Here is a 24552-nt window from a genome sequence, read left to right on the forward strand (position 1 = left end):
GTTAATTGACCTTAAAGTTAATGGGAACATCAACAAAAACCTTAACGGCCTCGCCAGATAATATTGCCGGTTTAAAGCGCCATTTTCGTGCGGCTTGGGTGGCAGAATCATCAAATACTTTTGCAGGATTTGACTCTACCACATTCACTTGGCTTACCAAGCCATTCGCTTCAACTATCAGTCGTAATAGTACTCTGCCGCCGTCTTTGTATTTTCGTCCTGCAATGGGCATTTGTGGTTGAATATATTTTAGTAATTCAGGCGGTTGATCGACATCTTTTATGCCCATCGTCATAGGCCCAAGGCTGGGTAGGGGAGTACTCTCCATTGACGGCGCGGTAAAAACGGGTTGCTGTATTGGCGTGTCAGCGACATTAGCCATAGTGGGTAAATTCATGGTGAGTGGCGGAGCGACTTTTGCCGTGGTATGGGTTAATTCCACCGTTTCTATTTTCGGTGATTTGGGCTGTTCGATTTCAGGTAACACCATTTCTAAAGTGGCAGGTTTATTATCTATTAATCGTTGCGAAGGTTTGTGATTTAAAGCGTTGGGCAGATAAAAGCACAGCAAAATGGTGAGTCCAATTGATAATAATAATCGGACACTCACCATCGCTATTTTATAATGTGGCTTTTGTTTCATTAGTCACTCTCGGACGCAACAGAACTAAAGCTTATTCCGGCTTTTTTGGCTATGTCGAGTACTTTTATTGTCACCCCTGTAGGACAATTAGTATCCGCAACAATCAATAATTTTATTTTGGGTGTTTGGGTAACAATTTGTTGTAATTTACCGGGTAAATAATAGATATCTATTTCTTTAGATTCGAAGTACACCCTTCCAGTGGTATCTAATGTCACTATGATGGGGCTACCCTCAACTCGGGATGCTGTACTGGCATATGGACGGTGTATTTCAACGGCAGACTGTTGCACAAAATTGGTCGATACAATAAAGAAAATGAGCAGGATGAATACCACATCAAGCATGGGAGTCATATTGATCTCAGGATCTTTATCTTGTCTAAAGCGATCACTCAGCATGGTAACTTCTTACAAGATCGACATCTTGAATTTTGTTCAATTTTCTTTGCCAGAAAAACGCCAATAATGCCCCGCTTAACCCAATAAAAAGGCCAGTTTGAGTCGTGACCATTGCCATGGATATCCCTGCTGAAATGATCGCCGGATCATGAAAACCGTAGTTCGCACCCGCAGTAAACATGGCGATCATACCACTAACGGTACCGAGTAAACCTAATAACGGTGCAACCATAGATAACAATTTTACGCCTTGAAGATCAAAATGTTGTTGTTGATAAGCTTGTCTTAAAGCTATCGAATCAAGTCGATGATTAAGCCAGTCCGGACAAGTTTGCGTTGTCGTGCGGGTATAAGATAAATCATATGACTTGAATACAATTTGACTTGCCAGCCATAACATCCACAAACAACAACCAAAAAGTGGCCACATGATGATTCCGCCAACGTCAATAAATGCGAGCAGTGAATGTTCAAACTGGCTAATAGAATAAATAATATTATCGATTGTCATGTTTATCACCAGATTCAATAAACAATGCTAGTAATAGCGCCGCTTGTTGTTCCATATTCAAGCTAAGGGCTTGTGCGCGGCGTTTTAATGGGTAATGAAGTAATAGTAACGGTAGTGCAACCAGTAAACCTGCCTGAGTTGTGATTAATGCTTTACTAATGCCTTGTGATAATAATTTAGGATCGCTATTTCCAAATTCGGTCAGTGATTGGAAAGTTTCAATCATACCCGATACCGTACCAAGTAAGCCTAACATAGGCGCCATAGCCGCCAGTAAAGCGATAAAGCCTAACCCTCGTTCAAATTTAGACATCTGTTTCAGCATGAGTTGCTTCAGTCTGAGGTCCATCGATTCAACACTTGAATCGATGGCCATAGCGTTTGCGAGTACCGATGCCGCAGGGGTGCGCGAGGCTTCTAACAATTGTTGTTTTATCAAGCTTAAATCAGTATTTTCTACGTTATCTTCATTGACTGAATTATCTTCGTTGGCTGAGTTATCTTCGTTGGCTAAATGGGTTAACGGTCGCCATCTAAACAATACAATGGCTCGCCATAAAGCAATGATGACACCAATTAAAGCTAAAATTAGGATAGGCCATAACACTTCTCCGCCCTTTTTTACCCAATCAATAACGGTTTGTTTATCAGCCAAACTTGGTAGCATCCGCCCTTGGCTTAAATCGAGCGGCAATAATTGCGATTGATTATTTAACCACTGATTGATGTTGTGACTTATTGTCGAATTATTGGGGGCTATTGCCGTGGGTAATTTATCGGTAAACATAATGAATTTTGGTGTTTTTGTGGCAGTAACCGCCATTAACCCACCAATAACGCTGAGTTTTTCGTCACTTACGTGGCCATCTTCAAAGCTAATAGGCGTATTAGTTTTTGCGACTTCAGCGGTCATTTTCATATCATCAACAGCATAAGTGACTAATTCATTTAAGCGGGCTAAGTTTGGAAAGCCAAGATGGGATTGGGCTTTTTCCAATGACTGCCGTCTTTGCGGCTCAATTAGCTGAGTCGGACTCTGTTGCCATTGTTGCGATAGGCTGCGGATCGTTTTTTGATATGCTCCTTGGACTAGCTTCATATCATCAACAATACTTTGATAATCGTTGGTTAAGGTATTTTTTTGCGCGCTTAATGTGGCTATTTTTTGATTAATAGCCGCGAGCTTTTGTTTTTTATCACTTAAGCGCTGGTCTAAACCTTGTTGATTACTTTTTACGTCAGATATTTCTTGTTTAAGTCGGCCACGCCATTGCTGATTTTGTTGATTGAGCGCTTTTGCGTGAGTGTCCACTGCCTGATCAATTTGGCTGTATTTATCACTTTGCGGTATGATTTCTTCTTTTTCTAATGCCACAGCATTTGGCACACTGATTAAGATTGTGAGGCTCAGGAGTAAAATAATTAATATTGCTTTCATTATCTTTGCACTCCCAATGGAACATTGACGATTTCAGCAATTTGCTTGTTCATGGTAATGGCCATTGCCAATCTTAAATCGCCTTGTTCGTTGATTGGTATGCTATTCCATTGGCGAGTTTTGCGATCAAACCAGCCAAATTGTTGTTCATCTGGGGTCATGTAAAACCAAGCTAAGCGACCTAAAAGTAACAAGTTAACTTGCATCGGTTTTTCATCTATTACGATCACATCTTGGTTTACTTGTTGACCATATCCATAAGCCACTTCAATACTGATAACTTCCAATAAACGTCTAAAACGTTCTGCTAATGGCAATTCACTTTTATCCATTGCGCTACGTAAAAACGCTAAACGTCGTTTACGTTCATCAAAATCAAACGGTAAATCAGAAAATACTTGTTGCTCTAACATGGCATACCAAACCTCTAATTGAGGCTCAAGTTGCTGCTTTAGCACATTAATTGTATCAATATCTTGTTGTAACTGAACGACTTCTGCTTGTAGAGACTGTAAGTTTTTTTGTTTTTTTTGCAGTTGGTATTCAGTCCAATAGAGTTCGCCTAAGCTTTGCTGTTGCTCAGATAAAGCATGCATTTTTTGTTGCTGCCAATCAGCAGCTTCTTGCCCTAATTGAACCGATTGTTGTATCGGCTGTTGTATTTTTTCTGCCCATTGTTCGGCTAAAGCATCAACGGAAAATTGTTCGTTTACCTGTTTAGTGTCACTCTCCATTGTTAAATTGCTAAGTAATAATAAGCAGCAGGGTAATACAGCATTTAGTGTCATTCGACTTGTCATCATCGAGTTCCTTTTTTATATGAACGGCGCCAAAACACAAATCCTTGAATGAATAGGCTTAATAGTAATAATCCATAACAAGCAAAAAAGTAGTTTACTAACGGGTTATGAACGGCAACCACTTTGACATGCACCCCAAGATTATCCTTTTGATAAGGGATACTAAAATCGGTCACAGTGAGGTATAAATCATCTACTCTAAACTGGCGCATAAATTCAGCGTCACCACTGACTTTTTTATGGCCATCATCAACAATAAAATGAGCCTTATTTTTACGTGGATCAAATTCTGCTACGCTGCGACGAGTAATTCTGCCAGCAGGACTTTTGCCTGTTTCATCTTCTTTAATAAGTGAAATATCATCTTGATAATCCACATTGGTCAGTTGTATTTGATAATGGCCACTGGAGAAATGTTGGCCTTGATGCAACACCGCGCTATCGTGTCCATGAATAAACACCAAATCGATGCCATGAAATAAAAAAACCAGTAGGGTGAGAACATGTATGGGTAGCATCATTATCCGTGGGCTATGCCAACGCTTTCGACGCCAAGTTGGCCATAAATCGCGCCAAGAACACAAAGCCGTATTCATACCTAATAACACCATTAATCCGACTAACCCAATGAGCCACACCGCAACCACTGGGGCCGTTGCTAAAGGTTGTAACCACTGAGACATGGGGAAATCATTTAAAAGTTTAAATACTTGTCTTGATGCTTCATGCTCACTAACGGCCATACCTGCAGCAAACCATAGAGAAACAAGGACTAATAAGACAAATGCTAAGCGCATTGAAAATAACCAGTTCATCTTCATATTAATCGATATCCCAACATCAGTAAGCTAATAAAACCTAATACAACCGCCTTTCCCATACACAGTGCGCTGACATTGGAAAACCACGCTTTAGGGATGTGAAATACCAAAATAAACAACAGGTAAGTTAATGCCGATAAGAAAAAGTGGCCGCTCCAGCTCCAACTGCGCCCCCAGCCGATAAATGCCCAATAACTTCCCGCAATCTCACCGCCTAAATAAGCAGTTCCTGCAAATAAACTTAATAGGTGGCTATGGCTTTCTAAATTGGCCTCACTGCGTAAAGCTTGTATTAAATAACCTAAACATGCCGCAATGGCTAAACCCAAGGCTAATGGCCGTGATAAGAAAAATAATTGTGCCCAAATGGAGGTTAGCATGGCGCCACTATCTTTAGGCTGAGTAAGCATTTGACTGTACATCAACATTGCAATTGCCAGCGCACATAAGATAAACACATAATTTATTTGCGCACGGTTTTGTAAACTTAAGAAAATCACCGACAGCATACATATCAAGGCTGTGGCGACTAAATAAACTATTTCACTGCTAGCAGGAAATAGCAGACTATTGGCATTAATGAGGGTTAATATAAATATTGCTAAACCAAGCAAAGCAACATTAGCTAATCGCACCGATAATCTTGTTTTGCTCGTGGTTGCAATAGACCTTAAACTTGTTTCACTCATGTTATTTATTCTCTTATTAACGCTTGTTATTAAGTCTGGGTATATTCCTGATTATTCTTCGCAAATCGTATTAGTTTTTCCAATACATCAATGTCTGTAATATTGATGACTTGAGGATGATGTAAAGACCAATGTCGGCAAACTTGGCTGACTAAATTGGGCCTAACGACCCAAATATGCCGACTTCCCGGCATGGCTAACAATGGTGCTATTTGATGACCAAATCCATGTCCGTTTAGCTCCATTGGGCCTATTTCATCGATAATACAGACCGTTTTTGTGTGGATGTCTTTTGGCGATAATGCCTTAATACCTAATGCCATACCTTGTTCTGTAAAATAAAATCGAGTCTTGGTTTTTTTATCCAATACGCCAGTACGGTGGCCGAACAAGCAGCGTTCATTTGTTGCAATATCGACAATGTCGCTACTGAACCTTTGGCCGTCTTTCATCTCCCCAGGGCAGAGTATTCCCGCCAGAGGAATGCCGTCTTTGTGACATTGCTGAATCAATTCGGTAAGCAGTGTTGTTTTGCCGCTGCCGCTTTCGCCAGTAATAATCACCACCTTGCTTGGGGCTTGCCCTAATACATTTTGGGGAATAAAAAACTCTGTCTGAGCGACTTGGTAGCTAGTGGCAGGGATGCCATAAAGGCGACTAATATTTTCACTGGTCATCACCACATCTCGCTCACCATAATTAAGCACTTTGCCATCTTCTAGCAGCAGTACCTTATCCGCGTAAAGTTGGGCCAAATTGGGGTCATGTAAAATGGCGATAACGGCAGTATTTAATTCAATACAGCTGCGCTTAACTTGAGATAACACTTGATAACGATGACGAAAATCAAGGTGGTTTGTGGGTTCATCAAGTAGCAGTAAACGGTTACTTTGAAATAATGCTCTGGCTAATAAAACTAACTGCCGCTCGCCACCAGATAAGCGGTTGTAATCACTTTGAGCCAACCCGCCAACATCTAATAATTGCATAATGCTTTTTGCATCAATCACATCTTGCTCTGATGGTGATTCGAAAGTGGAAATAAAGGGTGTTCGCCCCATTACCACCATTTCTAAAGCGGTAAAAGCAAATGCAGTTTCTTGTTGCTGAGGCACCAATGCCATTTGCATGGCGATGTCAGCACGAGACATATCACTTAATGGACGTTGATTTAACAATATAGAGCCATTACTTGGGCGAGTTAAACCGCATAAGCAGTTCATCAATGTGGTTTTACCGGCACCATTTGCGCCTAAAATAGCTAAAAACTCACCGGGTTTTAACTCAAAACTGACATTGTCTAATAAAAGTTTATCGCCAATAGCAAAGCTAATATCAAATACCTTGAGCATTAGTAAGAGCCTCCTTGGCGGAACCGGAATAATAAGAAAGCAAACAAAGGGGCGCCAACTAAAGAGGTGACAATCCCAATGGGGATTTCCATGGTGAAACTTGATCTTGCAACACTGTCAGCTAGCAGTAGAAAAATCGCGCCAATTGAAGTGGAAAGGGGGATGACACGCATATTATTCGCCCCAGCAAAGGTGCGTACCATATGCGGAACCACCAAGCCAATCCATGCCACTTGTCCGACGGTTGCCACGCAAGATGCCACAATAAAGGAGCTAATAATAATTAATACTAAGCGTAATTTTGCAGGTTCTATGCCTAAACTGCGGCTTTGTTGGTCACCCAAACAGAGAACATTCAAACGATAACGCAGTGAGTGAATTAGCCCATATCCAATAACGACCGGTACAGCCAGTTGCGCTACAGTACTCCAGCTACTGGCAGACAAGGAGCCCATTAACCAAAAGACAATTGCGGGTAATTCGCCATAAGGATCGGCGAGTGCTTTTAGCATGGTTAAGCCTGAACCAAATATTGACCCGATAATAATACCGGTCATTAACATCAACAATATGCTATTGCTGCCAAATTTTCTGGCCATAAACATCGCAACGCAAGCGGCTGATAATCCACAAACAAAAGCGAGTAACTGTACGGTGTACCAGCTACTTCCAGGCAGAATAAGCCCCATAGCGGCACCAAACATACAACCCGATGCCACCCCTAGAATATCAGGTGACACTAACGGGTTTCGAAATACGCCTTGATAAACAGCGCCAGAAACCGCAAGGCCAGCACCCACTATCAATGCGGTGAGTAACCGTGGAAAACGAATCAGTAAAATAATCCGTTCTTGTTGGGTTAACTCTTCAGATACTTGCCCCGTCATCATTAAATCAATGAGTACCGAAGGCAGCTTTTGTATGGCACTTAACAAATCACTTGGATTAATAGCAAATCGCCCAGCATACAACCCAACTAAAAGAATGATGATTGCAACCGCTACCGATTGAATGGACAATAATGTGTATTTTTTGATTACTGGCATTTAGGCTGACTTTTTAAAGGAGATAAACACTCATCGCCAAAAGCAACGTGATAAAAACGGGCTATTTCAGCTTCAGCGTCTACCTCTTTAAATTGCTCTGGATATGTGTTTACAGCAATGTAAAGCGCACCAGCCATTGCCATAGGCGAGGGCATATCCCAAAAACTGCCTTTGGGTAACATTATTTGTGGCAATTTGGTTAGCGGTGTCACCAAAGATTGTGCTAATTGATCGTCGACTTTGGTTGTATCATTTGATTCTCTAATTAATAACTGTGGCTGCCAAATTAATAATTGCTCTACATTCACTTTAGGGTAAAAGCCAGGAACATCTTTAGCGACATTGGTGACTCCAGAGGTCGTCATTAATTGGTGTTGAAACATTTCTTCACTTGCGGTTCGGTACAAATCTGAACTATTAACATAATAAGCACGTAAACGCTGTGATGCGGGCAAATCTGCCAAACCCGTGTTGATAATGTTTTTTAACCTCAGATTTTCTGCAGCAATTTGCGCAGCTTTATCTTGAGTACCTGTTGCTTTGGCGAGTAAATCTATTACGGTTTCGGCATCCTCAAATGTTTCTGGCTGAATGATTAAACTTGCAATGCCTAAAGACGTTAATCGATCTGCTAGCCTATAACCGTCTTTTTTTCCAAAGACTAAAACTAAGTCAGGATTTAACGCAATGATGGTTTCTAAACTGGTGCCAGCTGAACGACTACCGACAACCGAAGCTTCATGATTGACTAGTTGCTTATTGATAAACGGTGAGTTTTTAGTCATGCCACCAATCCCTACTAATTTATCTGCAAGTCCTAAACTTAAGGAGAATAAATTAGCAGGGGTAAAGGTTGAGACTATTCGCTCTGCAGGTTTTTGTAATACCACTTCACGACCTTGTTGATCAATCAAGTGTATCGGCGCTGCCGATACACTTGAAAGACCACAAAGTAGAATGGCTACAATACTTAATAGTATGTTAGGCATTCATTATCCTTAAAAACGATATTTAACGCCGACTTCATAAGAACGGCCTTCATTTGGTTGGCCGTATCCTTCGTAGTGCGACTCATCTAACACGTTATTGAGGTTTACATAGGCAGAAAATTGCGGTGTAAAGGCTTTCTTAACGCCCATATCAATGGTTAATGTATCGCTTTCCCATTCGTCTGAATCAACATCAATTAAAATATCCGTACGGTAACGAACACGTAAATTACTATTAATGTCTAACGTGGGTTGATACCAATTTAACATCGCGGTAAATGAATCTTTAGGGATATCACGGAAGTAATCAGATTCACGATCTTCACTTTCATTACGAGCGTGGGTGTAACTGTAATCGAATGATAAACTAACATTTTCTGATAACTGGCTTAACGTGCTGAATTCAACACCGTAGAATTTAGATGTGCCCACATTTTGATTAACTTCAAGCTTGGAGTCTGGAACGGTTGGATCTGTTATGTATACTTCTACAATTTTATCGCTAATATCATGATAAAATAGACCAATATCGATGTTGTTTAACCAAGTATAAGCAAGATCATTTTTCCAACCTAATGTATAACTGGTATTGCGTTCTGGTTTAAGATCATGACGTGCACCGGTATCATCATACATTTCCGAAAAAGTAGCGAAACGAGTTTTTTGTGCGATTGAACCATAAACAAGCCCTGCGTTATCAAAGGTATAACTCATACCTAAGCTAGGATCAAATGTATCTGAATCATCATTATCTGTGTCTGCATCGATACCGCGGTCTTCACCAACAGTTTGTTTATGCCATGCAATCCCTGCAACAACATTGAGCGCCCCAAATGTCATGGTATCTTCGGCCGCAAAACTAATAGTATCTAATTGAGAGCGTTCATAACCGTGTGATTCATCAGGGTCAACATAAGCGACATTTTTTTTCTTATGGACATCATTTTTATAGTTAACGGATACGCTTAAACGATTCCAATCGGTTAAGTTTATATCGGCAAAAATAGCTCCACCACCGGTATAATCACTATAACTACTTACCGCCAATTTTACGTATTGTTCAGGTGTATCATAGGAATCATAGCTGTCATCATGGATATGATAATAAGCTAATGCACGTAGAGTGAGTGAATCATTAATACGATGAAGGCCACTTAAATCTACCCCGGTATCTTTATATTCAGAAATATTGGCAAAACTACTGAAGTCGCTGAAAACTTTGTTATAACGGGTGTTGTAAGGTAAGTCTCTTTCGGTATCTAGATTGAACACACTTGCAAAAAATTCGCTATTTTCGTTAGCATATCCACCACGCACCCAGATATTTGTGGAGTCATAAGATGAATTTTCACGCTTGTCGCCATCTTCTACGATCATCTGTTTCGGTAAGTCGCCATACTTATCTTTTATGTCTGAAAGTATAGGTTCATAGTCATTAGACATTCTCATAGAGTCGCGACCACGGTGATTTACGGTCGCAAATAAGCTGAAACCATTTTTACCCAGACTCATTGAGGCTGATTCATTATTTTGCCCCATTTGCCCTACAGATGCTTCCAATTCACCACTGACGCCATCTTGGCCTTTTTTGGTGATAATATTTACCACACCACCCATACCATTTGGGCCATACAGTACTGATGATGCGCCTTTAGTCACTTCAATTTTGGCGATAATGCTTGCTGGAATTTGGTTTAAATCTAACTGACCGTAATTGGTTTCATAATAAGGTACACCATCAAGAAGGATTAAGATTTTATCTTGCTCGAACCCTTGTATGGTTATGAATTTTTCACCTTTGCTAGACTGAGCTGTATGCACGCCAGGAATAAAATCTAATGCATCCGCAGCCGTTTTTGCACCAACCAATTCAATTTGTTCTTCTGTCATAGTATTATTAATTGCAATATCTTTAACGCCTGTTTGTTCAGATACAACAATTTCGCCTAAGGAAAAGACATCACTTTCATCACTGGCGATTGCAAATTGACAGGTCATTATGCTGCAAACTGCAATTGCAACTTTGTGCTTTTTAATCATCGTTATTTTAATCTCCATACATTTACTTTAATGACTACCTGGCTTGTTATGATTTTGTTATTCATTTAGAAGCACTTAGTTAATCTATGTCTTTTTGTCAACGTTGAAATCTAGTTGGACATAAATGTAAGTATTGTTACGATAGCGTTGATTGAACTCAACAAAAACAAATTGAAATTACGACAAGTGCAGCAAAATCTCATCTAAAGGGAAACGAATTAACAGTGAGCGGACAATTTGTCCATCAAAATTAACGAAGCTATTAATTGAGCAGAAAATGAAACTCGACATCGACTTAATGTGATGGGTCGATTAATTATTGAGTTAGAAAATATTTATTATTTAATAAACTAAGTTAAAGTTATATATAAGTTACCAATAGGTTGGTTAGGTGATTTTATGTTTTTACTATATATAAGGCCTTAGCCCACAACTACATTAAGCAGAAATATGGATTTTCAACTGACGATACAAACGACTCACCTTGGATTTGACTATGACATAGAGCTACATAGTTGGCATCAAAAGTTACGGGCTTATAGAGTCTTCGACACTAAACCAAAAGAATTATTAGAAGGTGGGCTAGGCTTAGGGCTTAATTTTATCACTCAGTTTGTATCAGGTGATGAATGGTTGGCGCAAATTCCAGAGCAGTATATTTCAATCACGAATGCATTTCCTGAGCATCAGTATCAGCTTTTGTGGCTTGCAGCTAATAGTGAACAAGCCGCTCAATTGCTATTAATGCGGCCGTTATTATTAGTGCTAATTTGTGAGCAGTACCCAATTGATAATGAAAAGGCATTAGCATTAAGCCAACTAGGACAACGTGACATTCTGTGTGAACTCGGATACGACAACGCAAGAGCTGCACTCAAGTTTATCGACAAGCTAACACTCAAGTTTGATAGAGATATAGAGTTAAAGTTTTTGAAAAAATTGTTAGATAAGAGAATGTGTCGTTACAAAGTTTTTAAGCATCATCAGGTAATAAACTATTTGACCATAAGCCTGGATAACCGATATCCATTTTTAACCTGCACAAAATTAGGCCATGCTATAGCAAATAATAAAAATATCAAAAGAGGGCCGTTACGTGCTTGTTTGGCTGACACCATAGCACTGGGTTTAGCGCTCGGTATAAATGAGCCTGCAAACAGAATTGGCCAGCTTTCGTCATTTGATGAGCTTGAAAGATTGCACCAACAATGGATTGATCAACGTAATGATATTGAAAGATTGGAACACAGGCCAGTCGATGCAGATACACCATATCCACAATTGATCGCGAGTGAGCCTAACTTTGTCGCAATAGACAATTATGATGCGCTTATTCATGAAGGTATGACTCAAAAGCATTGTATTGCTGTTTATCACAATCGTATAGTCGCAGGACATTATTGCGCGTTTAAAATGGATCACCCACAAAGAGTAACCATTGGAGTGAAAGTCAATAAACGCATTGGCATGCTTGAATTGGACCAAATCAAGGGAATACGCAATGCAATCGCAACTAATGAAACCCAAGAGTTAGTCTATGCATGGTTTGAGAGAGTGAAGAAAATCTATAAGCAAGGTTATGATCATCAGCTGGAGTTAAAAGCTTAGTTGTCTAATTCACAAACTCTAGCTTGGCGATTGCTAAGATGCGTTTCAACCATTTAAACATCACGCCATCAGGTAAGGTCGAATTTAGATCGAACAATGTTAGGTAACAGTCGTAAAGCATGCACAAACAACTCAAAAAAATATACCACGCGTGTTATTAAAGTCAGGTGGTGGAAACTGGCACAAAAAGCGCTCTAATGTATAGGTTTGAACCTAAAAGGTAATAATTCAAAGTTGAATCGAGCTTAAGTTATTGATTAATCATGACTAAAGTCCCAGTAAAAAGTTGACACAAAAGTCATTTGGTTTGACAAGCCACACAACATACAGGTTATCAGCTCATAAACACAAATAGTCTATTTAACATAATATACATTGTGCGCAGTTATAGGTTTATGTTCAATAGGCTGTATTTCCCATTGTTAGTAAGACTGCCTTTATGGTTCTCACTATCTACCAACCGTTTGTTTAAAGCGTTTTAGTGGCAAATTGAGCATTTAAAATCGTGCTTACATTGCATGCTTTTATTTTTTACCACTAATGCCAGCCAATTATTCAATCTCAGCAAGATGATTTAAGGGTTTATTTACGGCACTTTGATGACGTTCGGTTTGTGTCGTGTGTAAATACTGCGACGTGGTATCGATACTTTCATGGCCAGCATCAGCCTGGACATGCGATAACGGCCGGCGGTTAATGTTGATGTCGTGCGTTATTCCGGTGTGACGAATGTTATGCGCACTGAGTTGCTTCATTAAATGACTGTCGTGCTCAAACCCATCTTTTGCCGCATTGTCTGCAGCAAGATTGATTAACTTGTCGATTTCATCACGTATTTGTCTTATGCCTAGATTGGCGTTAATGACTCCGGATTCTCGGCCGTGTGCAGCAGCCTTATGACGAACAAATATTGGCTGTTGATCGTTGATGCCTGGTAAATCACTTAACCCTAGGTATCGACGATATTCGCTTAAGCTAGTCAATAACACTTTGGATATGGCGATATTTCGGGCTTTGCCACTTTTAGAATATGGCACATGAAAATACCACACTCTGGAATGTGGATCTTGCCGAAACTGACTCATCATAGGTGCATAACCTGCACGCGCGCTGATTTCAGATATGCGTAAATAGCAGCTATATAATAGTGTAATTAAAAATAAACTACGCTGATGTTGCTCAGGTTGTGTTTTTGCTAATTGCTTTACGGTGCTGACAACATAAGACCATTGTAATTCTGTAAATGCATGGTGATTGCTGTCTTCGTTTATGGTGAATTTACGTTTGATGGAAAATCTACTGTGCTTTAACCAAAGCTGTGCTGGGTTACGTTCTGTGTATTCTTCGCTAATTAAGTAACCGTAAAATGATGATAATATGGCTATTTTGGTTTTTAGTGCGTTGTCACTTAATTGATATGGCAGACAATTACCGAGTTGCTTTTTACCGATAAACGGCCGCCATTGTGGGTTTGGCTGACGTTCACCACTGGCTTTGTCGAGTTTAAATTGCGCGACATTAAAATAGCCAATTAAGTGATTAGGTGGTGATTGGCAGTAATCAATGTATTTAGCGATATCTTTGCGTGTAACGGCAATTGGCGATAATGCCACAACGTCAAAACACCAATGAAGAAATGTGGTGAGCTCGCTTCGGTATGCTTTGTAGTTGTTTTCTGATTGTTTTTGCTCAAATAACCAGTCGGCACAGTGCTCAATAATAAGGCCTGCGTCTGTCACTTTACTGATAGATATTCGCGTTATGTATTGATTTACAGTGGGATTACCTTGCAATACAAATTCTGCAGCGTCAAAAAGTGGTAATACTGGCGGCAGAGTCTCTATAGTCATAGTGAATACATTGCAGTTAGGTTATTGTTTAAATGACTATTATAGCGTTTTATAACTGATGCCGATAACGTTATTTATCGGCATCAATTGATTTGAGGTTTATGACTCTACATAGTTTAATATCGAAATTGGTTTGCTGATTGAGTTTTGTAGATTGTTCTCTGAGTTACACGGATGCTGGCACTGAGTATTTTGACAGCCCACACGATGTTGGCAACTCCATAGACATAATTGCCACAAGGTTTGTTTGCTGTCTCTGTCTAAACACTGTAAATCTGCTGCGCACAAGTGACCTGCTTTTATTAATTGAGCCACTTTAGCCGTGTCGATTGTGACATTGACTCTAGACATATCGCCTCTCATTTAAATGTATCTTATATATCATAATACATTATTGAGAATGATTATCAATTAGATTTTGAGGTTGTGTTTACTTTGCAACCTAACCGACTCACCTGCCAGAGTGCTTGCCTGATATTGATACCGTAGAAAATATGTAATACTCAATACTAAGAACTAACGCGTGAGCCTAACTCTCTGAAAAAATGTAATTTGTATCGCCTATAAAGAATGAAATAGGCACAATTATTTATTAGTGATGAATTAAGCTAACCATTGTCACATCACCTAGCTGTAACTTATGTCTATTGTGCCCTACTCTTTATAGTATAAAGAGAAACGACTTTCTCACCTTTTTAGCGTTGTGAATTATCAGCTAAAAAGTCATACATTAATGTGCGCTGCTGTCCTTGGTAATCAAACGTAACAAATACTCGCCATACCATGTAATCACTGCTGCACGAGCCGAATATGAGTGTGCCGTGTGCTTGATTGTTTTCTATAGCAGATAATGTCACAGGTATTACTCCCATAAACATATCGCGCCCTTCTACTCTTACTAAAATATTAGTGATCGCTTGACTAAATTTAAGCGTAAGATTAAGTGGTTTTTCGCTTGGTGTGTGCACGGGATCGAGCATTAAACCTACATTTAAATCAGCAACTTTTTTATAACATTCACCCGCAGAAAACTGGCAAAGTGTGGTGTCGATTGGAAATGAAACATTTTCGATATTTTTTTTATTATCACATGCCATTAAAAACATTAAGAAAAATACTACTGAAACCATTTTTATTATTTTAGGCACTGTTATTAACCTTTAGTGATAAATTGAACATTTTAACTGACGAATTTTGATCTAAATCAAATTTGAGTCATGTAGCGAAGTATCTTTTTTGACTCAGCTCAAGTATCATTACATCGCCTCGTGATAGAGACAACAAAAACGAGGTAACACCTTGACAAACTGTTGTAAAAATAACCTTCTTGGTTTGTTTTTGTAACCATTTGTCAACTTAACTGGTAAAGTTCGCTTTACTAAATATTAAAAGTATAAGTAATAAGCCGTGGAAGCATTATGATGAACCATTCCCAGTCTACAGGCGCTGATTACAATTACACTATTGTTCGCCAATTCGCACTCACCACTGTTTTGTGGGGAATCTTTGGCATGGCAGTAGGTGTATTGATTGCGGCTCAGTTAATCTGGCCACAACTGAACTTCGACACACCTTGGTTAACGTTTAGTCGTTTACGACCTTTACATACCAATGCGGTGATTTTCGCGTTCGGAACATCAGCTCTTTTCGCTACATCCTACTACGTTGTGCAACGTACTTGTCAAGTCCGTCTATTTGCGCCTAAATTAGCCGCATTTACATTTTGGGGTTGGCAAGCCGTTATTATTGCAGCTGCAATTACACTACCTTTGGGCATAACCCAGAGTAAAGAATATGCAGAATTAGAATGGCCTATCGATATCGCGATTACGATTATTTGGGTTAGTTATGCAATCGTCTTTTTTGGAACAATCGCTAAACGAACAACATCCCATATTTATGTGGCGAACTGGTTCTTTGGTGCCTTTATCATCACTGTTGCAGTATTGCACATTGTTAACTCAATGGCAGTACCTGTAAGTCTGTTTAAGTCTTACTCGCTGTACTCAGGTGCGGTTGATGCAATGGTTCAGTGGTGGTACGGACATAATGCTGTAGGCTTCTTACTTACTGCTGGTTTCTTGGGGATGATGTATTACTTCGTGCCTAAGCAAGCTGGACGTCCTGTTTATTCTTATCGTTTATCGATTGTTCACTTTTGGGCATTGATTGCGTTATACATTTGGGCCGGTCCTCACCACTTACATTACACTGCCCTACCTGACTGGACTCAGTCTTTAGGCATGGTGATGTCATTAATCTTATTCGCGCCATCTTGGGGTGGTATGATTAACGGTATTATGACGCTATCTGGTGCTTGGCATAAGCTACGTACAGACCCAGTGTTACGTTTCTTAGTTGTTTCATTGTCTTTCTATGGTATGTCTACCTTCGAAGGCCCAATGATGGCAATCAAAACGGTAAATGCGTTATCTCATTACACTGACTGGACCATTGGTCACGTTCACTCTGGCGCGCTAGGCTGGGTAGCAATGGTGTCAATTGGTTCACTATATCACTTAGTGCCTGTGTTATTTGGCCATGGTCGTATGTATAGCACCTCGCTAGTGAATGTCCACTTCTGGTTGGCCACTATCGGTACTGTTTTATACATTGTAAGTATGTGGATTTCTGGTGTTATGCAAGGTCTTATGTGGCGTGCAGTAAACTCTGACGGCACGTTAACGTACAGCTTCGTTGAGAGTTTAGAAGCATCATACCCATTCTACTTTGTACGCTTTCTTGGTGGTTGTTTCTTCTTAACCGGTATGTTGATTATGGCTTATAACGTGTTACGCACTGTTAAAGCGCCTAAAGAATCATTACCAGCGTTAGCAGAAGCTTAAGGAGCAGATTCGATGAAATTTAATCATGAATTAATTGAAAAGAATGTGGGACTGCTTGCTATTTTCACTGTGATTGCCATCAGTTTTGGTGGTTTGGTGCAAATTACGCCGCTGATTTTCCAAAAAGATACCACTCAAGCCGTTGAAGGGTTAATTCCTTACACTGCGCTACAGATTGAAGGTCGTGATATCTATGTGCGTGAAGGTTGTTATAACTGTCACAGCCAGATGATCCGTCCATTACGTGCAGAAACTGAACGTTATGGTCACTACTCTGTTGCGGGCGAATCAGTTTGGGACCACCCTTTCCAGTGGGGTTCTAAGCGTACAGGACCAGATCTTGCACGTGTAGGTGGTCGCTACAGCGATAAATGGCATGAAGTGCATTTAATCAACCCACGTGATGTGGTGCCACAATCAAACATGCCTGCTTTCCCTTGGTTAGCTGAAAACACGCTAGACGGCGAATTGACCGGTGACAAGATGTCTATCCTACGTAATCTGCACAAAGGCGGTTACAAAGGTGGCGATCTTTACACTGACGAAGAAATTGCTGGCGCTCAAAAAGCGGTTGAAGGCAAAACTGAATTACAAGCACTAATCGCGTATTTGCAATCTTTGGGTCACGCACTCAAGTAGGAGGCAATAATGGATTACGGTACTTTTCAAGGCATTTTAACCATTATTGTAATGGTGACATTTGTCGGTATTTTTTACTGGGCATACAGTAAGCACAGCAAGTCTAATTTTGACGAAGCTGCGAACTTAGTATTTTCAGATGATGAACTGGCAAAAATGTCTAAAGACTCAGGAGAGCAGAAGTAATGATTATGAGTAACTTCTGGAGCATTTGGATTTCTGTACTGACTATTGTGGTCATTGTTGGTTGTTTTATCCTTCTTAAATTGGTGAATAAAAACTACACCGGAGTTGAAGAAGGTAAATCAATGGGCCACGAGTTTGATGGAATTGAAGAACTAAACAACCCGCTGCCAAAGTGGTGGGCTTATATGTTCTACCTTACTATCGTGTTCGGTGTGATCTATTTAGCTCTATACCCAGGCCTTGGTAATTACAAAGGTTTGTTTGGTTGGACAAGTTCTAACCAAAGTATTGGTACTGAACAAGGTCTTAAAGCTGACTCAGCTGCAGCATTAGAAGCTGCAAAAGCTGAAAATCGTCTGTCACAATATGACCGTGAAGTCGCGCATGCTGACGAAAAATATGGTCCTATTTTTGCTGCTTATCTAGCCACCCCGTTAGAAGAGTTAGTTAAAGACGAAGAAGCATTGAAAGTGGGCGGTCGTTTGTTTTTACAAAACTGCGCTCAATGTCATGGTTCTGATGCTCGTGGCTCAAAAGGTTTCCCTAACCTAACAGATGGCGATTGGTTATATGGTGGCGATTTAGCCACGATTAAAACCACGCTAATGAACGGTCGTAACGGTATGATGCCCCCTAAAGGTGGTTTACCTATCGAAGACAGCGAGATTGAAGGTCTAGCTGAATACGTCGTTAAACTGTCTGGTCGTGAGCACGACGAAGCCTTAGCTGCACAAGGTCAAGGTTCATTTATGAAAGGTTGTTTTGCATGTCATGGTATGGATGCAAAAGGTAACAAGCTCATGGGTGCCCCTAACCTAACAGATAATGTGTGGTTATATGGCGGAAGCCGTGGTGTAATTTCTGAGTCGATTGTTAATGGCCGCGCAGGTGTAATGCCAGCTTGGAAAGACATTCTCGGTGAAGAGAAAGTGCATGTGATTGCTGCTTATGTTTATAGCTTATCAAACAAATAGTTAACAATACTCATAATAAGGCCTCGATTTAATCGAGGCCTTTTTTTTAAGTGATTATTAAGTCGTTACGCGTTAAAATAGTTCGGTTAATTTTATGGGTTTTTAGGAAGTATTATGTCGAAGCAACTCCCTTGGTATAAACAGTTTTGGCCTTGGTTTTTAATCGTTTTACCAATGTGTGCAGTTATTGCCAGTTTGACCACATTAAAAATTGCGTTAGATAACTCTGACTCATTAGTAGCAGATGAATATTATAAAGAAGGCAAAGGCATCAATATGGACCTGCGTAAAATTAAATACGCACAACAAATTGGCATGAAATTCTTAATCAAAGTGAATGACGAATCGCTATTGATCACCCAACAAGGTGGCCCAGAGTATCGTGCAGCATTAAACATAAAGTTTTATCACCCTACAATTGAAGAAAAAGATTTTAATGTACAAGCCACTGCAGATGCCAATTATATTTATCGCATCCCGTTAACAGATGCAATTAGTGGCCCTTGGGAAGTACGTATTGAAGGCTTTGATGGTAAATGGCGTATTCAACAACGTATCGACATTAAAGATGACGTTGAATATTGGCTGAACTAATTCATGACACTCTGTTTTCATTGTAATGAACCCGTTACCACCGGAACGCAATTCACTACAATCATCAACGGGCAGGCACAACCTATGTGTTGCCCAGGTTGCCAGGCCGTTTCGCAAGCGATTATGGATGCGGGCTTAAGTAGCTATTATCAATTTCGCAGTGAACCCGGTAATCGCCAAACCGCATTAGTGCCAGAGCAATTAACGCAATACAGTGCGTACGATTTGCCTGAAGTTCAACAAGACTTTGTTCATAAACAAGGTGATATTGATTCAACCTCATTATCAATTGACGGTATAACCTGTGCGGCTTGTGCTTGGTTAATTGAGCACAAACTAAAACCCGTTGCTGGTGTCAATAATGTTCAAGTTAATTCCACCACTCAACGCGCTTTAGTCAGTTGGGATAATAAAACCATTCATTTAAGTGAGATTTTGCAGCTTATTAGCCAAATTGGCTATCAAGCGGCACCTTATCAAGTTGATGAACAAGAAAAACAATCTAAAGCTGACAGCCGTAAGTTTTTACTGCGTTTAGGTTTAGCTGGCTTTGCAACCATGCAAGTGATGATGTTTGCCCTCGCCTTATACACTGGCTACTTTACTGATTTAGAAGTCGAATTTAGGGATTATTTCCGCTGGGTGAGTTTAATTTTTGCTGCGCCTGTGGTGCTGTATTCTGCACAACCCTTTCATTTTAGTGCTCTGCGTAGCTTACTCAGCGGTAGGCTCAATATGGACGTGTCTGTGTCTGTTGCTATTGGTGGCGCCTTTATTGCCAGTTGTATTGCCACGGTGCAAGGTAATGGCGAAGTGTATTTTGAATCGGTTTCCATGTTTACCTTTTTCCTATTGCTTGGACGCTACTTTGAGCAAACTGCACGCCAAAAAGCCTCTGTTAGTTCGAGTAATTTACATAAACTGATACCGCTGACAGCCCATTTAATCGACAACGGACAAACGACTGAAATTGCAGCTAAACAACTTCGTGTTGGCGATGTCATTTTAGTTAAACCCGGTGAGGTTATTGCTGCAGATGCCGTTGTTGTGTCTGGCCAATCGAGTGCCAATGAAGCCATGCTCACTGGTGAGCAAATGCCCATTACCAAAAAGCTTAATGACCCTGTTTATGCGGGCACCATTAACGTTGAGCAGCCATTACAAGTTAAAGTCACGGCATTAGGCCAAGATCAGCTTGTTGCCGAAATCATCCGTTTACAAGAATTGGCGTCAAACAATAAACCTGCTATTGCACTGGTTGCCGACAGACTGGCAAGATATTTTACCGCAACGATTTTATCGATAGCATTAGTGACTTATTTTATTTGGCATTTTATTTCTCCTGAAGATGCATTTTGGGTTACCTTATCGGTTTTAGTGGCAACCTGCCCTTGTGCACTTGCATTAGCCACACCGACAGCGGTTACCTGTGCTACGGCTATTTTTACTAAATTAGGTATCATTACCCGTAAAGCAGGTGTGTTTGAAAAACTCACACAAATTAACCATGTGGTGTTTGATAAAACCGGCACATTAACGTGCGGGCAATTGTCGATTGGTGACATTGTGCTCGCAAAGGGTTATCAATCTGAATACATTCTCGCGCTCGCTGCGGCTGTAGAACAAGGCTCGTTACATCCTATCGCTCAAGCATTCAAACCTTACTTTAATGACCAATATACCGTGACCGAAATCGATCATCACGTTGGTTTAGGCATTGCTGCTAGCGTTGATAACCAACTTGTCAGGATCGGTAAACATGAATTTGTATTACCTCAGGCTCCGTTATCTGATCACAATGTGCAACATTCTCAGCTTATTTACATGTCAATAGATAATCAGTTAGTTGCAACCATTGAAATGCTCGACCAATTACGCATAGACAGTAAACACACTGTCGATAAATTAACTCGAGCTAAAATTGGATTAAGTATTGCCAGTGGTGATAATTCGGGCCATGTTGAGTATTTGGCTAAAACGCTTGGAATTACTGACGTGCACTCTGGATTGTCTCCTCAAGGTAAACTGTCGCTGGTTAACCAATTACAACAAACTAAAAATGTGGCTATGTTTGGTGATGGAATCAATGATGCGCCCGTTTTAGCGGGTGCAAACTTGTCTGTTGCCATGGGCAGTGGCAGTGCGATTGCTAAAAATAGTGCAGATCTCATATTGCTTGGTGACCACTTGTCACGCTTTAACGATGCGATTAATGTAGCTAAACAAGCACAGCGTATTATTCACCAAAATTTATTATGGGCGTTTGCCTATAACGTGATTATTTTACCGTTAGCAGTAACGGGACATGTTGCCCCTTATCTTGCCGCTATTGGTATGTCTGTTAGTTCACTTATTGTCGTGTCTAACAGCTTAAGGCTACTTAGGATAAAACTATGAGTATCATTTATGTACTAATCCCTATTGCAATGTTGTTTGTGCTCATTGCAGTTGCTATCTTTTTTTGGGCGGTTAAGTCTGAACAGTTTGACGATTTAGATCGTCAAAGTGTGTCAATTTTATTTGATGATGAGCAGATAAAACCATCTGATAATACTAACGAAAAACCAACTAAAGCAGAGTAAACATTATGATTGAATATAATGTTGGTGGTGCTTTTTTGGTTGGGCTCATGGGCGCTGCTCATTGCTTTGGGATGTGCGGCGGCCTGATTGGTGCTTTTTCAGCAAATATCCCTAATCGTGGCACAAATCAATTAGCCAACCAATTAACATTTTTGCTCAGCTACAACTTAGGTCGAATTACAAGTTATACCCTTGCCGGTACGTTTGTGGGTGCGAGTGCCTCTGCGCTAGGTCAATTATTTGATGCAGATATCTATTTATTAATATTGCGAATTTTTGCTGGCATCATGATGATATGTACTGGTTTGTACATCGCGCAAATTTGGTCAGGTATTGTCCATATTGAAAAATTGGGCAAAATTTTGTGGCGATATTTACAGCCTTTAACGCGTAAAGTGTTACCCATTAAACATCCTCGACAGGCGTTACTGGCTGGGATGGTATGGGGTTGGTTACCTTGTGGCCTAGTTTACAGCACCTTAACATGGTCTGTTGCGTCTGGCAGTGCACTCCAAGGCGGATTGATTATGTTTGCCTTTGGCCTTGGCACATTGCCAGCTTTACTAGCTGCAGGCGTTGCGGCTAAAACACTGGCTAATTGGGTACAAAAAAAGGCGGTTAGACTATTGAGTGGTTTACTATTGGTGCTCTTTGGTTTACAAACACTTTATATTGCTTTTAGTCAGCTTAACTAGTTAGTAATAGCAATTTGGTTTACTATGTTAATGTTTACATCAACTGAGATTGGGTATGACTTCAGATCTAAATAAAGCTCGTCGACCATCAACCAGCGGTTGTGCAATTCATTGTCACGATTGCAGTATGGAATCATTGTGTATTCCTTTTACGTTGAATAATGATGAGCTTGATAAACTAGATAATATTATTGAGCGTAAAAAGCCCATTCAAAAAGGTGATCTCATCTTTAAATCTGGTGATAGTTTAAAATCACTGTATGCCATCCGTTCAGGCACAATTAAAAGCTATACCATTACAGAACAAGGTGACGAACAAATTACAGGTTTTCATCTTGCGGGTGATGTTATTGGGTTTGATGGCATACATGCTCAATTGCATCAAAGTTTTGCTCAAGCACTCGAAACCTCAATGGTGTGTGAAATACCATTTGATACTCTCGATATCCTCGCCGGTACCATGCCTAAATTACGTCAACAAATTATGCGCTTAATGAGCAGTGAAATCATGAGCGACCAAGAGATGATTCTACTGCTTTCGAAAAAGAACGCTGAAGAACGTCTTGCGGCATTTATCAGTAATCTTGCTAAACGATTTGGCAGTCGAGGTTTTTCAAACAAAGAATTTAGATTAACCATGACGCGCGGCGACATCGGTAACTATCTTGGTCTTACTGTCGAAACAATTAGCCGTTTGCTTGGCCGTTTTCAAAAAGCTGGCTTAATTGAAGTGAATGGCAAATACATCAGTATTGTCGATAATGACGCACTAGCTCAATTAGCCGGCAGCTCACGTATCGCAACTTAAAGTTAATTAGTATGATCTACCTCATGGTTTATTTATTAGTAAACGGTAATACTATATTTAGTTAAAATAAAATAAATTCAACAACTTTGGAGGTTATATGAAGGATTATAAAAAGATTTTGGTGGTGATTAATCCAACGACAGATCATCAACCTGCACTTGCTCGTGCAGTAGAACTTGCCTCTAAAAGTAATGCTGAAATCACAGCATTTTTATCCATCTTCGATTTCTCTTATGAAATGACCTCTATTCTATCTAGCCAAGAGCGTGAAGCGATGCGTCAAGGTGTGATTGACCAACGTATTGCCTGGTTAGAAAGTGCCATTAGTGGGTTTAACAGTAAAAACCTCACCATAAATACCGAAGTGGTATGGCATAACCGTCCATTTGAAAGTGTGATAAATTTTGCTATTGATGGCGATTTTGATTTAATCGTTAAAAGTACCCATCAACATGACAAACTTAAAGCTGTGATATTCACGCCCACTGATTGGCATTTAATGCGAAAATCACCCGTACCGGTATTGATGGTTAAAGAACATGATTGGCCAGTTGCGGGTAAAATTGTCTGTGCCGTAAATGTCGTTAGCGAAGATGATGATCATCAAACATTAAATGGCAAAATCATTTCCCAAGCCCTCAATTTATCTAAAAAGTTCTCTGCAAGTGTTCATTTAGTTAACGGTTATCCTGGTACCCCTGTTAATTTAGCAATCGAACTGCCTGACTTTGATGCCAACATCTATAACAATACCGTGAAAATGCAGCATGAGCAGCGTGTGCAGTACCTCGCACAGGCTTATAATATTCCGCTTGAAAACTGCCATGTAGAAGAAGGTTTGCCTGAAGATGTTATTCCTGAGCTGGCCAGTAAATTAGATGCTGAACTTGTGGTACTTGGTACTGTTGGTCGCACTGGATTTTCGGCAGCATTAATAGGTAATACGGCTGAACATGTTATCGATAGTATTAATTGTGACTTATTAGCGATTAAACCAGACGGATATAAATCACCTTTAGAAGAATAGTCGATATAGAGTA

Annotated in this window: 25 protein-coding genes; 11 read left to right on the top strand and 14 right to left on the bottom strand. The window is 40.1% G+C overall.

What is annotated here, in order from left to right; all coding sequences use genetic code 11:
• Position 1: 1 nt before the first annotated feature.
• From IEY42_RS11405 to IEY42_RS11455, 11 genes are read right to left on the bottom strand one after another with little or no spacing between them, the layout of a single operon-like run.
• Positions 2-643, bottom strand: coding sequence for an energy transducer TonB (locus IEY42_RS11405; protein WP_188925348.1), 642 nt, complete (start codon positions 641-643; stop codon positions 2-4).
• The gene (locus IEY42_RS11410; RefSeq protein WP_188925349.1) at positions 643-1044 is read right to left on the bottom strand and encodes an ExbD/TolR family protein; all 402 of its coding nucleotides are present in this window, start codon (positions 1042-1044) and stop codon (positions 643-645) included. The genes IEY42_RS11405 and IEY42_RS11410 overlap by 1 nt, the downstream gene beginning before the upstream one ends.
• A complete protein-coding gene (locus IEY42_RS11415; RefSeq protein ID WP_188925350.1) occupies positions 1034-1555 on the bottom strand; it encodes a MotA/TolQ/ExbB proton channel family protein in 522 nt (173 codons plus the stop codon). The genes IEY42_RS11410 and IEY42_RS11415 overlap by 11 nt, the downstream gene beginning before the upstream one ends.
• Entirely contained in the window at positions 1542-2993 is a 1452-nt protein-coding gene (locus IEY42_RS11420) for a MotA/TolQ/ExbB proton channel family protein (protein ID WP_188925351.1), read from the bottom strand. Before IEY42_RS11420 ends, IEY42_RS11415 begins: the two co-directional genes overlap by 14 nt.
• Entirely contained in the window at positions 2993-3796 is an 804-nt protein-coding gene (locus IEY42_RS11425; RefSeq protein ID WP_229780034.1) for a DUF3450 family protein, read from the bottom strand. Before IEY42_RS11425 ends, IEY42_RS11420 begins: the two co-directional genes overlap by 1 nt.
• On the bottom strand, positions 3793-4614 hold the full coding sequence (locus IEY42_RS11430; protein ID WP_188925352.1) for a hypothetical protein: 822 nt from the start codon (positions 4612-4614) through the stop codon (positions 3793-3795). The genes IEY42_RS11425 and IEY42_RS11430 overlap by 4 nt, the downstream gene beginning before the upstream one ends.
• Positions 4611-5303 (bottom strand): hypothetical protein, encoded by a 693-nt coding sequence (locus IEY42_RS11435; RefSeq protein ID WP_188925353.1) that lies wholly within the window; start codon positions 5301-5303, stop codon positions 4611-4613. The genes IEY42_RS11430 and IEY42_RS11435 overlap by 4 nt, the downstream gene beginning before the upstream one ends.
• A gap of 29 nt (positions 5304-5332) precedes the next feature.
• Positions 5333-6655, bottom strand: a complete 1323-nt coding sequence (locus IEY42_RS11440) for an ATP-binding cassette domain-containing protein (RefSeq protein ID WP_188925354.1) — start codon at positions 6653-6655, stop codon at positions 5333-5335.
• Positions 6655-7701 (bottom strand): FecCD family ABC transporter permease, encoded by a 1047-nt coding sequence (locus IEY42_RS11445; protein ID WP_188925355.1) that lies wholly within the window; start codon positions 7699-7701, stop codon positions 6655-6657. Before IEY42_RS11445 ends, IEY42_RS11440 begins: the two co-directional genes overlap by 1 nt.
• The gene (locus tag IEY42_RS11450; RefSeq protein ID WP_188925356.1) at positions 7692-8690 is read right to left on the bottom strand and encodes an ABC transporter substrate-binding protein; all 999 of its coding nucleotides are present in this window, start codon (positions 8688-8690) and stop codon (positions 7692-7694) included. The genes IEY42_RS11445 and IEY42_RS11450 overlap by 10 nt, the downstream gene beginning before the upstream one ends.
• A gap of 9 nt (positions 8691-8699) precedes the next feature.
• Positions 8700-10688, bottom strand: a complete 1989-nt coding sequence (locus tag IEY42_RS11455; RefSeq protein WP_229780035.1) for a TonB-dependent receptor — start codon at positions 10686-10688, stop codon at positions 8700-8702.
• A gap of 492 nt (positions 10689-11180) precedes the next feature.
• Between IEY42_RS11455 and IEY42_RS11460 the strand changes: the two genes are divergently transcribed.
• A complete protein-coding gene (locus IEY42_RS11460) occupies positions 11181-12338 on the top strand; it encodes a PcfJ domain-containing protein (protein ID WP_188925358.1) in 1158 nt (385 codons plus the stop codon).
• 551 nt (positions 12339-12889) lie between these two features.
• Here IEY42_RS11460 and IEY42_RS11465 read toward each other — a convergent pair.
• From IEY42_RS11465 to IEY42_RS11475, 3 genes are all read right to left on the bottom strand, one after another.
• A complete protein-coding gene (locus IEY42_RS11465) occupies positions 12890-14188 on the bottom strand; it encodes a tyrosine-type recombinase/integrase (RefSeq protein ID WP_188925359.1) in 1299 nt (432 codons plus the stop codon).
• 99 nt (positions 14189-14287) lie between these two features.
• Positions 14288-14539 (bottom strand): hypothetical protein, encoded by a 252-nt coding sequence (locus IEY42_RS11470; RefSeq protein WP_188925360.1) that lies wholly within the window; start codon positions 14537-14539, stop codon positions 14288-14290.
• 344 nt (positions 14540-14883) lie between these two features.
• Complete coding sequence (locus IEY42_RS11475) at positions 14884-15336, bottom strand: hypothetical protein (protein ID WP_188925361.1); 453 nt, start codon at positions 15334-15336, stop codon at positions 14884-14886.
• Positions 15337-15606: 270 nt separating this feature from the next.
• Between IEY42_RS11475 and ccoN the strand changes: the two genes are divergently transcribed.
• The 10 genes from ccoN (at position 15607) to uspE (ending at position 24539) form a co-directional block, all read left to right on the top strand.
• Positions 15607-17034 carry a cytochrome-c oxidase, cbb3-type subunit I gene (gene ccoN / locus IEY42_RS11480; protein ID WP_188925362.1) on the top strand — a complete coding sequence of 476 codons (1428 nt, stop codon included), beginning with the start codon at positions 15607-15609 and terminating at the stop codon, positions 17032-17034.
• 12 nt (positions 17035-17046) lie between these two features.
• The gene (ccoO, locus tag IEY42_RS11485) at positions 17047-17673 is read left to right on the top strand and encodes a cytochrome-c oxidase, cbb3-type subunit II (RefSeq protein ID WP_188921496.1); all 627 of its coding nucleotides are present in this window, start codon (positions 17047-17049) and stop codon (positions 17671-17673) included.
• Between the two features lie 9 nt (positions 17674-17682).
• Positions 17683-17859 carry a cbb3-type cytochrome oxidase subunit 3 gene (locus IEY42_RS11490; RefSeq protein ID WP_188925363.1) on the top strand — a complete coding sequence of 59 codons (177 nt, stop codon included), beginning with the start codon at positions 17683-17685 and terminating at the stop codon, positions 17857-17859.
• A 5-nt stretch (positions 17860-17864) separates the two neighbouring features.
• Positions 17865-18833, top strand: a complete 969-nt coding sequence (gene ccoP / locus IEY42_RS11495; RefSeq protein WP_188925364.1) for a cytochrome-c oxidase, cbb3-type subunit III — start codon at positions 17865-17867, stop codon at positions 18831-18833.
• A gap of 114 nt (positions 18834-18947) precedes the next feature.
• Positions 18948-19427 carry a FixH family protein gene (locus IEY42_RS11500; protein WP_188925365.1) on the top strand — a complete coding sequence of 160 codons (480 nt, stop codon included), beginning with the start codon at positions 18948-18950 and terminating at the stop codon, positions 19425-19427.
• Positions 19428-19430: 3 nt separating this feature from the next.
• The gene (locus tag IEY42_RS11505; protein ID WP_188925366.1) at positions 19431-21824 is read left to right on the top strand and encodes a heavy metal translocating P-type ATPase; all 2394 of its coding nucleotides are present in this window, start codon (positions 19431-19433) and stop codon (positions 21822-21824) included.
• Positions 21821-22009, top strand: coding sequence for a cbb3-type cytochrome oxidase assembly protein CcoS (ccoS, locus tag IEY42_RS11510; RefSeq protein ID WP_188925367.1), 189 nt, complete (start codon positions 21821-21823; stop codon positions 22007-22009). The genes IEY42_RS11505 and ccoS overlap by 4 nt, the downstream gene beginning before the upstream one ends.
• A 5-nt stretch (positions 22010-22014) precedes the next feature.
• A complete protein-coding gene (locus IEY42_RS11515) occupies positions 22015-22704 on the top strand; it encodes a sulfite exporter TauE/SafE family protein (RefSeq protein ID WP_188925368.1) in 690 nt (229 codons plus the stop codon).
• A 55-nt stretch (positions 22705-22759) separates the two neighbouring features.
• Positions 22760-23512: an electron transport transcriptional regulator EtrA gene (gene etrA / locus IEY42_RS11520; RefSeq protein ID WP_188921507.1), complete on the top strand. Its 753-nt coding sequence runs from the start codon at positions 22760-22762 to the stop codon at positions 23510-23512.
• 97 nt (positions 23513-23609) lie between these two features.
• Positions 23610-24539: a universal stress protein UspE gene (gene uspE, locus IEY42_RS11525; RefSeq protein ID WP_188925369.1), complete on the top strand. Its 930-nt coding sequence runs from the start codon at positions 23610-23612 to the stop codon at positions 24537-24539.
• The last annotated feature ends 13 nt before the right edge of the window (positions 24540-24552 follow it).

This window comes from Shewanella algicola, from assembly GCF_014648035.1.
Classification (GTDB): domain Bacteria; phylum Pseudomonadota; class Gammaproteobacteria; order Enterobacterales; family Shewanellaceae; genus Shewanella; species Shewanella algicola.